12 protein-coding genes are annotated in these 14,837 nt (G+C 68.1%); 2 read left to right on the forward strand and 10 right to left on the reverse strand.

The window, feature by feature from the left end; genetic code table 11:
• From tagF to phnD (AC3WQR_RS30645), 10 genes are all read right to left on the reverse strand, one after another.
• A partial coding sequence (tagF, locus tag AC3WQR_RS30600; protein WP_492745748.1) for a type VI secretion system-associated protein TagF occupies window positions 1-240 on the reverse strand: 240 nt, incomplete at its 3' end.
• A complete protein-coding gene (gene tssM, locus AC3WQR_RS30605; protein WP_492745750.1) occupies window positions 237-3,839 on the reverse strand; it encodes a type VI secretion system membrane subunit TssM in 3,603 nt (1,200 codons plus the stop codon). The genes tagF and tssM, both read right to left, overlap by 4 nt.
• A complete protein-coding gene (locus AC3WQR_RS30610) occupies window positions 3,836-5,182 on the reverse strand; it encodes a DotU family type VI secretion system protein (RefSeq protein WP_492745752.1) in 1,347 nt (448 codons plus the stop codon). Before AC3WQR_RS30610 ends, tssM begins: the two co-directional genes overlap by 4 nt.
• Before the next feature lie 32 nt (window positions 5,183-5,214).
• The gene (gene tssK, locus AC3WQR_RS30615; RefSeq protein ID WP_492745754.1) at window positions 5,215-6,546 is read right to left on the reverse strand and encodes a type VI secretion system baseplate subunit TssK; all 1,332 of its coding nucleotides are present in this window, start codon (window positions 6,544-6,546) and stop codon (window positions 5,215-5,217) included.
• Window positions 6,547-6,755: 209 nt separating this feature from the next.
• Window positions 6,756-7,262 (reverse strand): hypothetical protein, encoded by a 507-nt coding sequence (locus AC3WQR_RS30620; protein ID WP_492745756.1) that lies wholly within the window; start codon window positions 7,260-7,262, stop codon window positions 6,756-6,758.
• A 182-nt stretch (window positions 7,263-7,444) separates the two neighbouring features.
• Window positions 7,445-8,479 (reverse strand): DUF6708 domain-containing protein, encoded by a 1,035-nt coding sequence (locus tag AC3WQR_RS30625; RefSeq protein WP_492745758.1) that lies wholly within the window; start codon window positions 8,477-8,479, stop codon window positions 7,445-7,447.
• Window positions 8,476-8,661: a hypothetical protein gene (locus tag AC3WQR_RS30630; RefSeq protein ID WP_492745760.1), complete on the reverse strand. Its 186-nt coding sequence runs from the start codon at window positions 8,659-8,661 to the stop codon at window positions 8,476-8,478. Before AC3WQR_RS30630 ends, AC3WQR_RS30625 begins: the two co-directional genes overlap by 4 nt.
• 113 nt (window positions 8,662-8,774) lie before the next feature.
• Entirely contained in the window at window positions 8,775-9,152 is a 378-nt protein-coding gene (locus AC3WQR_RS30635; protein ID WP_492745762.1) for a DUF2628 domain-containing protein, read from the reverse strand.
• A gap of 263 nt (window positions 9,153-9,415) precedes the next feature.
• Complete coding sequence (gene phnD, locus AC3WQR_RS30640; protein ID WP_492745772.1) at window positions 9,416-10,435, reverse strand: phosphate/phosphite/phosphonate ABC transporter substrate-binding protein; 1,020 nt, start codon at window positions 10,433-10,435, stop codon at window positions 9,416-9,418.
• Between the two features lie 11 nt (window positions 10,436-10,446).
• On the reverse strand, window positions 10,447-11,496 hold the full coding sequence (gene phnD, locus AC3WQR_RS30645; RefSeq protein WP_492745765.1) for a phosphate/phosphite/phosphonate ABC transporter substrate-binding protein: 1,050 nt from the start codon (window positions 11,494-11,496) through the stop codon (window positions 10,447-10,449).
• Window positions 11,497-11,660: 164 nt separating this feature from the next.
• Here phnD (AC3WQR_RS30645) and AC3WQR_RS30650 point away from each other — a divergent pair, with 164 nt between their 5' ends.
• Both AC3WQR_RS30650 and AC3WQR_RS30655 read left to right on the forward strand, forming a co-directional pair.
• Window positions 11,661-13,568, forward strand: a complete 1,908-nt coding sequence (locus tag AC3WQR_RS30650) for an ATP-binding response regulator (protein WP_492745768.1) — start codon at window positions 11,661-11,663, stop codon at window positions 13,566-13,568.
• Window positions 13,569-13,794: 226 nt separating this feature from the next.
• Complete coding sequence (locus tag AC3WQR_RS30655; RefSeq protein ID WP_492745770.1) at window positions 13,795-14,805, forward strand: ABC transporter substrate binding protein; 1,011 nt, start codon at window positions 13,795-13,797, stop codon at window positions 14,803-14,805.
• The last annotated feature ends 32 nt before the right edge of the window (window positions 14,806-14,837 follow it).

Genomic DNA, 14,837 nt, shown 5'->3' on the forward strand with positions numbered 1-14,837 from the left:
CTCCCCCACCACCTGCGCCCCCAGCGCAAAGCACCACACAGGCGCCTCCAGGTAGTGCGAAGTCCAATCCGCATGCCGATCCCGCAGCCGTGCCAGCCCGCGTTGCAACCACGGGTCCCACACCGAGCGAAACGACTCCGGCAACCGCCGATGCGCAAAGTCCCCCATCCCCGGCAGCTTGCCAAACCACCCCGGCAACTCAGAGGAGACGAAGAGAGGAGAAGAAGAGGCCAGACTCACAACCCCTCCGGACAAGAAAACTCCCGCAATTCCTTCAGCCGAATCGGATGCTGCACGCTGTTCGTCGTCACCTCGAACCGCGTCTTCCGCGCCCCCACCTGGAAGGTAATGAAGAACTTCTCCGGCACATCCCCCGCTTCCAGCTGTCCGTCGTCCAAAGTACGGAACAAAGCCCAAGGCCCATCCATCGCCGACCCCGAACTCCCCGTCGTCGACGGCGGACTCACCTGAACGCGCACCTGGTTGCTCCCCTTCGGCCCCGGCCACTGCACCGCCATCGGCACCACCGGCCCGTGCGCGTACTTCACGAGTTGCCCGTCCACGTCGAGGATGAACTGCGTGATGCCCGCGTCCATCTCCACCGGCTTGAAGTCCAGCCGCATCGACGGCCCGCGACCGCCGCCGCGGAAGAAGATGTCCTTGATGCGTGCCGCGCGCTCGAACTGCGCCAGCGCCTGCGTGGTGATCGCGCCGCGCTCGGCCACGGGCTTGTAGCGCCACGGCCGGGTGCTGGTGTCGACCAGCGCGGCCAGGCGCTTCTGGAAGAAGTCGTCCATCAGGCCGCCGGCGCCGAACATCTGGCCGAAGTCTTCGGGCAGCACGTCGCGCTTGCTGCTTTGCACGAACGGGTAGCGGCCCGCGATGGCGCGGTTGCAGAACTCGGTCACGGGGCGCAGGTCCTGGCTCAGGTTGCCGCGCTCGGCCACCTGCGCCTGCGCGGCGCCGGTCTGGCTCAGGTTCTCGATCATGCTGCGCACCGGCTCGGGCAGGCGACCCGCGTCCGACTTGAGCTTGCCGGCCACGTCGCCGGGCGGCGGCGAGGTGCGGCCCTTCACGGCCGTGTCGACGGCGTTGAGGTACACGTACACCTCGTTGAAGAGCTTGAGCGCATCGTCGATCGGTGCGGGCTGGTTCGGACCGCCCGCAGTGACCAGACGGCGCAGCGACTCGAAGCGGTCGTCCACGATGCTCTCGATGCGCTTGCCCGGTGCCACCTGCTTGCCGGGGTCGCTGCCGAACAGATCTTCCAGGCCCTTGCGCGTGTTGCGCACGGTCTCGGTGGCCTTGCTGACCACGTCCTTGTTGGCATCGGCCGCGGGAATCAGCGTGGTCTGCTTGACCACCGCGCGCAGGAAGTTCGCGAGCGGCGAATCGACGCCCGACAGGATGCGCGCGGTCTCGATGTTCTTCTCCAGGCCGCTGACGCGGATCAGCCGCACGTCGGCCAGCAGCGCCTCCCACTGCTTGACGTACTCCTCGAGGTACAGGCGCCGCACGCGGTCGGTGAGCGCGCCGAGCGCCGCGGCGTCGCGCAGGCGTTCGCTGGCGTTGCGGTCCTGGCCCAGCACCCACGGGTCTTCGGCGGCCAGCAGGCCGGTGAGCACCACGACCTCGTTCTGGAAACGCTTGTGATACCCGTCATAGGTGAACATGCCGGGCACGCCCTCGCTCAGCGGCTTGCCGCTGATGCGCTCGAACACCAGCGGACCCGACGGGCCGGTGGCCTGCGCCACGCTGAAGCCCGGGATGTCCTTGGTGGCGCGCTGGCGCTTCAGGCGGCTGAACACGCGCTGCTCCAGCGGGTAGCTCGCGAGCACGGCGCGCACGCTGCGCACCAGGTTCTCGTCCATCTTCAGCGGCGAGCGCGGCGGGCCCTGGGCGATGAGCACGTCGAGCTGGTCTTCGAGCGCCTTGCGCTGGTCTTCGGGAATGCCGCGGTCGAGGTTGCGCGCCCAGTCGAGCGTGATCCAGGCCTTCAGCGCCTCGGGGTCGAAGCGCTCGGGCTGGTAGAGCATGAGGTAGCTCTTGAGGGCCTCGTAGGTGAACTCGAGGTTGTCCTTCTGCGCAGTGCGCAGCTGGTCCTCGATGCGCTTGGCGATCTGCGGCAGGAAGGCGTCGTTGAGCGCGCGCTGGTGCGTGAGCATGGCGGCGGCATCGAGCTTGTCGCCCTGGTACAGGCCCAGCGTCATCGACAGTGGCTCGTCGCCCTGGCGGTTGTCGGGCGTCTTCCAGATGTCGCGCAGGCCCTGCAGCACGGGCGCGACCTCGACCAGGTTCTGCACGCGCGTCGGCAGTGCGGCCAAGGTTTTCTGCGCGGGCTCGACGCGGGCCTCGACCGACTTCAGGTAGTTGTGGTTCTGCCAGGTGCTGTAGCCCCAGGCCGCGAGCAGGCCGACGGTGAGCAGCGTCATCGCAGCCACGCCCGCCAGGCGCAGCGTGTTGCGGCGGCGCTCCAGCTTCACGTCGGCGCCGGCCAGGCGCTGCTCGGGGAACACCACCTCGCGCAGCAGCGCGGTGAGAAAGTAGCTGCGTCCGCTCGACTTCTGCGGCGCGAGCATGGCGCGCTCGATGCCGAAGCTGCGCGCCAGGCTGCCCATCACGCGGTCGATCGGGCTGCCTTCCTGCGTGCCGCTGGTGAAGTACACGCCGCGCACCCACGGCGGCTGCGCAAAGCGCGAGCCGGTGAACACCTGTTCGAGCAGATCGGAGAGCAGCGGGCCGACCGAGCCGAACTGCGCCGGAAAACCGAAGATCGCCGCACGGCGCGTGCCGTCGGTCTCGCGCTGCATGCGTGCGATGAGGCCGTCGTTGATGCGGTTGTGCAGCAGGCCGAACTCGCGGTTGAAGGCGGCCGACAGGCCCTTCTCTTCCAGCTGCACGTTCTCGTCCGCCGGCAGCGTGAAGCCGAAGACCTGCGCGCGCTGTTCCTTGCCGAGGTCGTCGAAGTAGTCGGTGAAGCCGTACAGCAGGTCGCTCTTGGTGACGAGCACGTACACCGGCAGGCGCGTGGTGAGCTTGCTGTCGAGCTCGAGCAGCCGCGCGCGGATCGACGCCGCGAGCTGCGTGCGCGCCTCGGGGCCCTGGCTCAGCAGGTCGCCCACGCTCACGGTGAGGAACACACCGTTCAGCGGTCGGCGCGGGCGCGCCTTCTTCAGCAGGCCCAGGAAGCCTTCCCAAGCGCTCTTGTCCTCCGACTGGTGGCTGTCCTGCGTGGTGTAGCGCCCGGCCGTGTCGATGAGCACGGCCTCGTCGGTGAACCACCAGTCGCAGTTGCGCGTGCCGCCCACGCCGCGGATGGCGCCGGGGCCGAACTTCTCGGCCAGCGGGAACGAGAGGCCCGAGTTGACGAGCGCCGTGGTCTTGCCCGCGCCCGGTGCGCCGATGAAGACGTACCACGGCAGGTCGTACAGGTAGCTGCCGCCCGAGATCGACAGCCAGTCGCGCCAGCCCGGCTTCTTGCCGGCGGCATGCAGGCGCATCTGCTTGAGCGTGGCGACGGCTTCGCTGAAGCGCGTGTCGAGGATCTTCTGTTCGCCGTCGACCGGTGCACCGGTCTTGGCAGCCGGCGCCTTCATGAGGCCGTCGGTCAGGTGCTGGCTCGCACGGCGCGCGCGCCAGCGGCGGTACAGCGCGCGCAGCACCACGATGAGCACGATGACGCCGATGACGATGGCGCGCGTCATCTCGCCTTCGAGCGGCGCGAGCGAACCGATCTTCACCAGCGGGCCGATCCACCAGATCAGCAGCGCGACGACGATCAGCGCGAGCAGCGTCAGCAGCAGCGGGCTGAACAGGAAGCCGAAGATTTTCTTGATCATTTCGTCGCTCCTGGAACGGGAGCAGCCGGTGCGGCAGCGAGGCGCTCGGGTTCGGTCAGCAGCACGATGTCGACGCGGCGGTTGCGCGCGCGGTTGGCCGGCGTGTCGTTCGCCACCACGGGCTCGGCGTCGGCCTTGCCGTCGGAGCGCATGCGCGCGGGCTCGACCAGCGTGGAGAGCGCGCCCTTCACCGCATCGGCGCGCGCGGCCGACAGGTGCCAGTTCGACGGGTAGCGCAGCGAGCGGATCGGCTGGTTGTCGGAGTGGCCGGTGATGAGCACTTCGCCCTTCACCTCGGCCAGCGCCTGGCCGATGCGGCGCAGCACCGGCAGCGAGGCCGCCATCGGCTCGGCGCTGCCCGAGCCGAAGAACGAATCGCCGCGCAGCCGCACCACGCTGCGGTCGGCCTCGTCGGTCACCGTGACCAGGCCCTGCTTGATCTCGGGTTCGAGAAAACGCGCGAGCCGCGGCGACTTGGCCGGCGCGGCGGGCGGTGCGATCTGGATGTTGGGCACGCGCAGGCTCGACACGGCCGCGTAGGTGGTGTCCGAGCGGTGGTTGAGCGTGAGCCGCAGGCCGAACCACGCCAGCGCCAGCAGCAGCGCGAAGCCGGCCGCGAACACCCACAGCGGCAGCGACTCGCGCAGCCGCACCGTGCCCGCGCCCTGCCCGCGCCAGTGCGGCGACAGCTCCGGCTCGACGGCCGGACGGTCCTTCGCGATCAGGTCGGCCAGGCGCTGGCGCACCGAGTCGAGCTGCGCACGGCCGTTGTCGACCACGCGGTAGCGGCCCTCGAAGCCGAGCGCGAGCACGCTGTAGATCAGCTCCAGCAGCTGGCGGTGCGTGGGCACGTCTTGCGCGAGCTTGGCGAGCAGCTGGAACACCTTTTCGCCGCCCCAGGTCTCGTTGTGGAACTGCACCAGCAGGCTCTGCTTGTTCCAGCCAGCCTGCACGCCCCAGGGCGTGTTGGCCACGGCTTCGTCGAGCGCGGTGCACAGCACATAGCGCGCGGCCAGCACCGACTCGTTGCCCACGCCCGCGCGGCGCGCCGCGGCGTCGAACTGGTTCACCGCGTCGGCGGTGGACGCGCGCAGCGCCGGCACGTTGGGCGGCTGCGCGAGGTTGCGCAGCTTGCCGATCAGCACCAGCAGCTTGCCCGCGGCCGAGACCAGCGGATTGAGCAGGCCGATCTCGCCCACCTCGGCCACGGGCGTCGGATCGGTGCCGCCGAAGAACGGCGCGGGTGCAGCGGCCGGCGGCGCGCCGCCCGGCGTGCGCGGCTTGGGCTTGATGACCGTGCGCTCGGACTCGAAGGCGGCGAAGGGGTCGGGAGGGGTGTTCATGGTGATGTTCCGTTTCCGTCAGCCGGAGGCGGCTAGGAACGAATGGCCCAGAACGCGAGGTCCAAGCCGGGGAAATCGCCCGCGATGTGCATCGCGATGCCGCCCGATTGCTCGAGCTGGCGCCACAGGTCGCTGTTGCGCGTTTCGAGTTCGAAGTAGTTGGCGCCCGTGTGGAAGGGAATCTGGCGCGGCGCCACCGGCATCGGCGTCAGCGTGACGCCCGGCAGCGCGAGGTTCACGAGATCGCGGATGCGCTCGACCGGGCCGATCTTCACCTGCGTGGGGAAGCGCGCGCGCAATGCCTCGCTCGGCATGTTCGCGTTCACCGCGAGCACGAAGGTCGCCTTGCGTTGCAGCTCGACGTCGGTGACCATCGCCACGCGCACGCCGTGCTTTCGGTCGTGCAGCTCGATGCGGATCGCCGACTGCTCGAACACCATCGACAGGCTGCGACGCAGGTCGTCCATCACCGGGCGGAAGCTCAGCGCCAGGTCGTCGTGGATGTAGGGCCCGAAGCGCGTCACGCGGCGCGTGTCGCGGAAACTCGCGAGGTCGCCGGCCAGCCCGAGCGCGTGCTCGAAGAAATGCTGCGGGTGCAGCATCGCGCTCTTGGCCAGGTGCGCAAAGATGGCCTCGTTGCGGTTCACCGCCTGCAGCAGCATGAAGTCGGCGATCTCGGCCACGCCGCCGGTGCCCCCTTGCGTCATGCGCCCGGCCAATGCCTCGCCGCGCTGGCGCAGCAGGCCCAGCAGCTCGTCGAGCCAGGCGCGGATCACCGCATGGCCGGCCACGTCGAGCAATGGCGGCAGCATCGTGCGGTCGAGCTGCACCTGGTTGTCGACCCGGCGCTCGACCACGCGGGCCACGCCCAACGTGGCCCACGCATCGGTGGCTTCGCTGGCGCGCATCAGGCGCGTGTGGAGCTGGCCCAGCTGCAGCATCGCGGTGCGCTCGCCGGCCGTGTTGGAGTCGGGCACGTCCGACTCCAGCACCCGGTGGCGCACCAGCTCTTCATACTCTTCAGCGTCGGCCTCGCGCGCTCCGGCGCGGCGCAGCGGCAGCGCCAGCACCACGGCCTCGTCGCGCATGGACGCGGGAATGTCGATGGGCTCGGGCAGCGGATCGACCGCCGGCATGTCGAACACCGTGCCGTCGCCGAAGATGCCCACCGCCCGCACCAGCGCCAGCTTGCCCAGCGTGAGCGCCGCCGCGTCGATCTCGACTTCGGCGAATCCCCAGGCGTAGGGCGTGGTGGTGCGCAACAGCACATGCCGCGCATGATCGGCATGGCGCTCGCTCTGCTGCAGGTGCTGAGGCTGCAACAGCATCCCCTCGCTCCAGACCACTTTGGTTCGCCAACTCATCCGCACTCCGTCAACGGCAAGGGTGCCGGGAAGTAAGAAGAAACACGAAGTTTCCGGCGCGGGGGGCGGGAGGCAAATCCGCCTTAAGGCCTAGCTAATGGCCTAGGTGGGGCGAGAGGGGGTACGGCGAAGGGAGTAGATGCGAGGCCAGCCATGGGCTGGTCGCACTGGCGGGATGCGGCCAGGAAGCGCGCTGTCGGCTCACCGGTTCAGAACTGGGGCGACGGGCCTGTCCGCACGTTCCGATCGGTATCGGAACGCAGGTTGAGCTCGTTCATCATGAACCCCTGCGAAAGATCATCCGCCTTGTGTCTTCGCAGCGACATCAGTCGATCACGCTTCAACTGCAAGGCGCCCAGAAGGATTCCGAAGGCGTCACCTACGAGCAAGCAGATGAGAGAGATGCCAGGAACGATTGCCACCACGAACAACATCAACGCCAAGGAACGTGCCATCCCTCCTGAATTGCTCAGCTCGATGAAATGCTCATTGAAATCGAATACTGCGCGCATTGATGAGAAGCCCGGTCGCGCGAAGGCCTCCTGCTCATTCCGCTCTTTTTTCGTTGGTTTTCGAGAACCCTCTTCTCGCCGAGCTGCCCCCTCTTCCGGCCCATAGAGTCGCGTTTCCCCGGCAACATCCGCGTGATATTTCAATGCCGAATGAATACCTCGGCTTCGTTTTTCATGCTGAAACGCAGCCTCAAAAATAAACACGACATGAGCTCCTGTGCCAAGCCGGCAACAACGTTGGCCAACTGGATCTGCATGGAATCTAGGCCCTACGGATTTCGAAGCCCTGAAGCGCGGAACGAAAACAGAGGATCGCGAGCATGCGGCTGAACTTCCTGTGAAGAGATGTGGCAGCCCTACTCAGCCGCAATTGCGACAGAGCGCAGCTAGGAGGCATCTGCGGCACTTTCAATTTCCTCTGGAAACCGTGCCTGCCATGTCAGGCACTGCCCGAGGAAGTTGCCGATGAACATCAAGACGATCAGCGGAAGGATCAGCAGTGAGATGCCATCACTGATCTTCCCGATGAACCCTTCTTGCTGAAATGCTGGATACCACTGAGTCACGCTGAGCCACGCTTCCTTGATGCTGGGCCGATAACCAATGACTGTCTTGGGTTTGGGCACCGAATCGGGCCCCTCCTCCATGTATCGACGGATGTACTCCCAGAATGTCATCCAATCGCCCACCGTCTTGAAACTGGTCCGTCGCCCGATGAACTGCATCGCACCGACATTGCCCAGCTCCGTCTCACTTCCCCAGATCAGCACAGGCCAATGCATGAGGACGGCATTGGCATCAGCGCTCTTGCTCAAACTTGAGTCAGTATCAGACCAGTCGAACACCATCAAGCCACCCGCGTACTTGGGGCGAAGCAAGTACACCTTCTGGGTTTCCCAATTGAATCGAAGGCGGATCCAGCGTTGGGTGAGCAACTCGTAGCGGAAAAAATAGCGCTGCATTGCCCAAGTAAAGCCAGCCGCGAACACCGTGAATCCAATGGCATTGAGCGACGCGACCAGTGTCGTGGTTCTAACCAGAACCGTTCCATCCGCACGATGCCCGGTCGAGTAAAGAAAAATGACGTCCAACCATCCACTGGCGACAAAGCTCCACGCCATCCAGTAGCACCCCCACCCAAACAACGTGGTGATACCCCGGATGTCGTTGCTCCAAGTCCTTACCTCAAGCCATTTGTCGTTTCGGGCATGCAGCAAGCCTTGGTCGTCTGCCCGCTCCACGATTCGTTCGTGCCGATCGTAGGCTTGAGTGCTCTCGAGTTGCTGTCGAGTGAGCAGGAGTCCTCCCTTTTTTGCCTTGTTGATCGTTTCATCAGGGGTATGTCTGCGCCCCAATCGAAGCTCTTCCGAGGCCAGTTCTTTCGCTGCTTCATAGTCGATTTTTTCGAACCAGTACATCATTCCTCTGTCACCTTGAAAGCGATGTACAGGGCCGCCAGCTCTTCACCGACCTTTTCATAGAACGGCTCAGACTGGTGTCCAGGTTTTGGCGGCAACCGAAAGCTCGACCGCTTGATCCATTTTTGAATTTCGTCGTCACCGAGCTGTCCGATGATCCAGGTAGTGGACAGCGTGCGCGGCATCGGCGACTTCCTTGGGAGGAAAACAGGTCGCGCAGTTTGCGAGTCGCCTCGCGATCACACTGATAACAATCGTCAAACTCCACGCACCGCATTCACCATGCGTGGGATTTTTCTCAGAGCGTCCCGGGCTTCGCTGCCGCTGCCGCGTGCCCCTGAATCAGCGCCATCTCCACATTGGCGGCTTGCACCACCGCGATCTCCTCATAGCCCCTGCGAATCTGTTGTCCCACGCGCAAGGCGTTCCCACCCATACCGAACCCCACTGACACGATGACAGAAAGCACGTTGAGCAACCCGTCCGTGGCTGCCGTTCCTATGGTGTCTTCTCCGAGGATGATGAGCATCGCCAAGCCCATAAGGCCCAGCCCCACCCACCACATGCGATGGAAAAGGGCCCAGAACGCCCCGAAGAAAAATCCCGGCCAGCTCCACCCGTCCTTGATGGCCTGCACACTGCCGAGGGGGTCCTTGAATATCTTGTAGGTCTTCATTGCGTGACTGCCTTCCCGATAGAGATCGTTGTTGTCGGATACGGGCTCTCGCCCCGTCCTCTCTCCGACGCGCAACGCACACCGAGCAAAGCCATTCGCAAGAACGCCTTCGACGACAGCGGCCTTCACCCGGAAAGAGGTCGCGCAGTGTGGAAGCCACCACGCGTTTGCAATGACAACAATGGTCGCCCGCCGCGACGTGTCTTCAGATACCCGCGCAAAGCGAGTGATTTGTCATGGGCGCGGCCTGCGCGGGCCGTGCCTCAGCGCGAAGCGATCGACGCCTTCAGCGCCTCCACCTGCGCCGCATACGCCTTCTCGATCCGCTGCAGCCGCTGCTCCCGCGCCGCATCGTTGACCCACGCCGCCGACAGCGCACGCTGACGGCCCAGCTGGTATTCCAGCTTCGCTTCCGGCAGCAGCGCGCTGTCGTCCGCCGCGACGTAGCCGTACGCCGCGCGCAGGTTCTTCAACACCTCGCGCTCGGCGTCGGCGCGCAGGCCCTTGCCCTTGCCGTAGCCGACGAGGAAGGCCTGCAGCTTCGCCTGGAACTCGGGCGGGTAGTCGCGGCGCACCACCATCGGCGCGCCGGGCGGTGGTTCGGACTCCCAGATCACCTGCAGCCGCGCGGCCTCGACCGGGAACTGCTGGCGGAAGCGCTCGAAATCGGTGGTGTTGTTGGTGGCCACGTCGGCGTCGCCGTTGGCCACGGCCAGCGCGGTGGCCTGGTGGGTGCCGACGAACTCGCTGCGAAAGCGGGTTTCCATCTCGATCTGGTTGGGCAGGAAGAGCTGGCTCTGCGGCACGATGAAGCCGGTGACCGAGCGGCTGTCGCCGCGCGCGAGCCGCCAGCGTTCAGGCTGGGCCAGCAGGCCCTCGAGCGTGTTGAGCGGCCCGGTCTTGCGCGCGAGCAGCACGGCGCGGTGCTCGGGCATGCCGTCGCGCCGCGCGATCTGCGCCACCACCTTCATGCGCCGCTGCATGACGGCGTCCAGCGCCATCTTGGCGGAGAGAAAGGCCATGTCGATCTCGTCGCGGCCGATGGCGCGGTCGAGCTCTTCGTACGACGGCACCGAGTACGCGCTGACGGGCAGGCCCAGCGCACGGCCCATGTCGGCCATGAGCGGCGTCCACAACGCGCGCGACTCGACGGTGCCGCCCAGCGGCAGCACGCCGAAGCGCACCTCCTTGATCACCAGCGGGCCCTTCGCGGAGGGCACTGGCGCAGGCTGCGCGCCCGCCGGCCATGGCGCCATCAGCGACGACACGGCCAGCGCGAGCATCGTGCGACGGTTCAAGGGCTCACATCCTTCAACACGGCGAGCTGCTCGGCGTAGCCGCTCTCCAGGCGCTGCAGCCGCGCCTGGCGCGCCGCGTCGTTGACCCACTGCGCGGTCTTCGCGTTCTGCATCGCGAGCTGGTAGGCGAGCTTGGCGGCGGGCAGCAGCGAGCTGTTGTCGGCGGCCACGAAGCCCGCCAGGTCGTGCAGCGACTTGAGCACCACGCGCTCGGCGTCGCCGCGCGCTCCCTTGCCGCGGCCATACGCGACCAGGAAGGCCTGCACGCGCAGGCGCAGCTCGGGCGGGTACTCGCGGCGCACGACGATCTGCGCGTGCGGGATCAGCTCCGACTCCCACAGCACCTGCAGCCGCTGCGCCTCGGCCGGAAAGCGCAGCTTGAAGCGCTCGAAATCGGCCGAGTTGTTGGTGGCCACGTCGGCCTCGTTGTTGGCCACGGCCAGCGCATTGGCCTGGTGCGTGCCGACCACCTCGCTCAGGAAGCGCGTCTCCATGACGATGTGGTTCGGCAGAAAGAACTGCAGCTGCGGCACGATGAAGCCCGACACCGACTGCCGCTCGCCGCGCGCCAGTCGCCAGCGCTCGGGCTGGTCGACGAGGTTTTTCAGCGTGTTGAAGGGCGGCGCCTTGCGCGTGAGCAGCAGCCCGCGGTAGCCGGGCAGGCCGTCGTGCCGCACGACCTGGGCCACGACCTTCATGCGCTTCTGGCTCACGGCGTCGAGCGCCATCTTTCCCGACAGGAACGCCATGTCGACTTCGCCGCGCTGGATGGCCTGCTCCAGCGCTTCGTACGAGTTGACCGAGAGCACGCTCACCGGCCGCTGGATGGCGCGGCTGAGTTCGGCCAGCAGCGGGTCCCAGTCGCTGCGCGACTCGAAGGCCCCGCCCAGCGGCAGGATGCCGAAGCGCACCGGCGCGTCCGCGGCGGGTGCCGGAGCCTGCGCCGCCGCCAGCAGCGGCAGCAGCAAGAGCCCCATGGCCAGCGCCAGGGCCGCACGGCGGCCGGTGCTGATGAAACTGCCGAAACGACGCAAGAAGGCCTGCATGGAAGGAGCGGAAGACACGGGGCCCGCGGCGAGCCGGCGGGGTCTAACATGGGCGACGCGGACGCCATTACATCCCAAATGCGAGTCTTTCTCGTGATGTTTTTCCGGTCTTCCCTGTTCGGGGCCGTGGCCCTAAGCTCGCGCCCCATGCGTTCAAGGCCTTCATGAACTGGAACTTCCGCCTCCTGCGCGGGCTGGCCCGCCTCACCTTCGCCCAGCAGCTGATCCTGCTGGCGCTGGTGCCGGCCACTGCGGCCACGCTGGTGGCCATTGCGGTGCTCACGCGCCAGCACCTGGGCAACCTCACCGAGCTGATGCGCGCCAACGCGCAGACGGTGGCGCTGCAGGTGGCCACGGTGGCGCAGGCGCCGCTCGCACGCATGGACCGCCGCGCGCTGGCGCGCACCGCGCAGACCGGCACCTACCAGCCGCACGTGCAGCAGGTGCAGATCTGGACGGAAGACGGCGAGATCGTCGCCAACTCCGAGACCGTCGACCGCCGGCGCGGCGAAGGCCTGCAGGTGGTGGTGCCGATCGTCAGCGACGACGGGCGCCACAACGGCAAGGTGATGGTCGAGATCGGGCTGGACGCGGTGCAGAGCGCGCGCCGCTCGGTCTGGCTCAACGTGGCGCTGGTGCTGGCCATGAGCCTGCTGGGCGTGGGGCTGGCGGGCTGGTGGGCGGCGCGCCGCATCAGCGAACCGATCCGCGCGCTGGGCGAGGCGGTCGACCGGCTCGGCGCGGGCGAGGCCGCCAGCGTGGCGATCGAAGGCACCTCGGAGGTGCGCCACCTGCAGCACGGCTTCAACCAGGCGGCACGCGCGCTCGCCGAAAGCCACCGGCTGCTGCAAAGCCGCATCAACGAGGCCACCGCCGAGCTGGCGCGCAAGAACCAGCTGCTCGAAGTGGCCAGCCAGGCCAAGACGCGGCTGCTGGCCGCCGCCAGCCACGACCTGCGCCAGCCGCTGCATGCGCTCACGCTGTTCTCCGACGGGCTGGCCAACGGCGAGACCGACCCGGTGAAGCTGCAGCGCATCGGCCACATCCGCGAATGCGTGGATTCGCTCGACCGGCTGTTCTCGGAGCTGCTGAACCTGTCGCAGCTCGACGCCGGCGTGCTGCAGCCGCAGTGGGCCGACTTTCCGCTGGACCGTCTGTTCGACGAGATCAGTCGCAACTTCCGCCCCGTGGCCGAGCAGCAGGGCCTGCGGCTGGTGGTGCGCAAGACCGAGCTGTGGGTGCGCTGCGACTACGTGATGCTCTCGCGCATCCTGAACAACCTGGTGTCGAACTCGCTGCGCCACACGGTCGAGGGCGGCGTGCTGATCGGCGCGCGCGCCCGCGGCAAGGGCGTGCGCATCGACGTGGTCGACACCGGCGTGGGCATTGCCGCGCACCACCAGGCGCGGGTGTTCGAGGAGTTCTACCAGGTCGAGCCGGCCAGCCGCAGCAACGCGCCCGGTGGCGCGCGCGGCATGGGCCTGGGGCTGGCCACGGTGCAGCGGCTGGCCGAGCTGCTGAACACGCGCGTCGAGCTCAGCTCGCGCCTGAACAAGGGCACCTGCGTGCGCGTGCAGGTGCGCGCCGCGCCCGCCGCGCTGCCGGCACCGGTGGCACCGGCGCCCGCGGCGGCCGGCGCCGACGACGAGAGCAACGGCGACAGCCTGGCGGACCTGCGCATCCTCGTCATCGACGACGAGCGCACGATCCTCGAAGGCCTGAGCGTGGTGCTGTCCAACTGGGGCGCCACCGTGCTGGCCGCGCAGACGCGCGCCGAGGCGCTGGCGCTGGCCGACCACTGGGACACGCCGCCCGACGTGGTGGTGAGCGACCTGCTGCTGCAGGGCGGAGACAACGGCCTCGATGTGATCGCCGCGCTCGAGCGCCACCCCAACGGCATCGGCGCCGGCACCGCGCGCCTGCTGGTCACCGGCGAGACCAAGCCCGACCGGCTGCGCGAAGTGGCCGCCGCCGGCATCGCCGTGCTCTACAAGCCGGTGTCGCCGCGCGTGCTGCGCCAGGCGATCCAGGCGCAGCGCGCGGCCGCGCTGATGGTGGCCGCGGGCCTCTGACACGGTACCTTCCCTGTAGGCGCCGGGTAGTCCGTCGGACATAGACCAAGCAGCCGCCGCGGTGTGATCTTCCTCACACGCGCAGGCCCTCGCGCATGCGGGCATAAGCCCTCCGCCTTATCGCGGGAAACAGGGCGCGTCCTTACATTGGACCATTGCCTCTCGCTGCACAAAGCAGTCCATGTCCGTCGCCGTGACCCTCCCCATTCCGCTTTTCTTCGGAAGAGTGCCCCGTGCTGTCCACGCGCTGCTGGCCGTCGGCCTCGTGCTGTGCCTGGCCGCCGCGCCGCGCGTGGCATCGGCGGCCACGCTGACGGTGCTCGTCGGCGACGACCAGGCCGCGTCGGCCGAGTTCGTGCAGCAGCTGCGCACCGGCCAGCCGGCCTCCGGCAAGTTCGAACTCGTGCGCATCGGACCGGGCGCCACGGCCGCGGAGCCGGCCAGCACCGACACCGAGCCCGCCGCCAACACCGGCGTGCGCACGCGCAGCCTGCGCACCGCGAGCGACGCGGGCCTCACCGTGGCGGTGGGCACCGCCGCCGCGCGCGCCGCCCTCGAACGCCCCGGCGCCGAGCCGCTGGTGCTCGCGATGCTGAGCCGGCTCGACTACGAGACCCTGAAGGCCGCCAGCCCCACTGCCCTGCGGCGCGGCGACCGGCGCGTGGGCGTGCTCCTGCGCGACCCGGCCATGGCCGACCAGCTCGCGCTGGTGAACGCCGTGCTGCCGCAGAAGCGCCGCCTGGGCGTCATCGCCACGCCCGAATCCGAACCGCTGGTGCGCGAGCTGCAGCGCGCCGCGCAAGGCGCCAGCCCGGCCTGGGACCTGCAGGTCGAGATCGCGCCCGACGCCCGCTCGCTGGCCACCGCGCTGCGCGCGCTGGTGCCGCGCAGCGACGCCCTCATGGTGCTGCCCGACCTCATCGGCGACAGCCAGGCCGCCACGCTCTCGGTGCTGCATGCCGGCGCCGGCGCGGGCCTGCCGGTGTTCGGCGCCAGCGAAGGCCTGGTGCGTTCGGGCGGCCTGGCGGCGGCGGTCTCCACGCCCGGCCAGCTCGCGCAACAGGCGCGCCAGCTCGGACAGAAGGTGGCCAGCGCAGGCAGCACCGGCAACAACAGCCCGCTGGTGGAGGCGGCCACGCCGGCCACCGTGCGGATCAACGCGACCGTGGCACGCGGGCTCGGCCTGCGTCCGCCGGAGGAACGGGAGCTCACCGAACGACTCGCAGCCCCGCGATGAGCACCACGCCGGTCCCCCCGAGCCCGCTGTCC

Source organism: Variovorax sp. FW305-3-2-15-B-LB1 (assembly GCF_058787635.1).

Bases quoted from the DNA above. Each gene is read 5' to 3' on its own strand.
- tssM (WP_492745750.1), bottom strand. From the start codon at position 3,839: ATGATCAAGAAAATCTTCGGCTTCCTGTTCAGCCCGCTGCTGCTGACG.
- AC3WQR_RS30610 (WP_492745752.1), bottom strand. From the start codon at position 5,182: ATGAACACCCCTCCCGACCCCTTCGCCGCCTTCGAGTCCGAGCGCACG.
- tssK (WP_492745754.1), bottom strand. From the start codon at position 6,546: ATGAGTTGGCGAACCAAAGTGGTCTGGAGCGAGGGGATGCTGTTGCAG.
- AC3WQR_RS30625 (WP_492745758.1), bottom strand. From the start codon at position 8,479: ATGATGTACTGGTTCGAAAAAATCGACTATGAAGCAGCGAAAGAACTG.
- AC3WQR_RS30630 (WP_492745760.1), bottom strand. From the start codon at position 8,661: ATGCCGCGCACGCTGTCCACTACCTGGATCATCGGACAGCTCGGTGAC.
- AC3WQR_RS30635 (WP_492745762.1), bottom strand. From the start codon at position 9,152: ATGAAGACCTACAAGATATTCAAGGACCCCCTCGGCAGTGTGCAGGCC.
- phnD (WP_492745772.1), bottom strand. From the start codon at position 10,435: ATGCTCGCGCTGGCCGTGTCGTCGCTGATGGCGCCATGGCCGGCGGGC.
- phnD (WP_492745765.1), bottom strand. From the start codon at position 11,496: ATGCAGGCCTTCTTGCGTCGTTTCGGCAGTTTCATCAGCACCGGCCGC.
- AC3WQR_RS30650 (WP_492745768.1), top strand. From the start codon at position 11,661: ATGAACTGGAACTTCCGCCTCCTGCGCGGGCTGGCCCGCCTCACCTTC.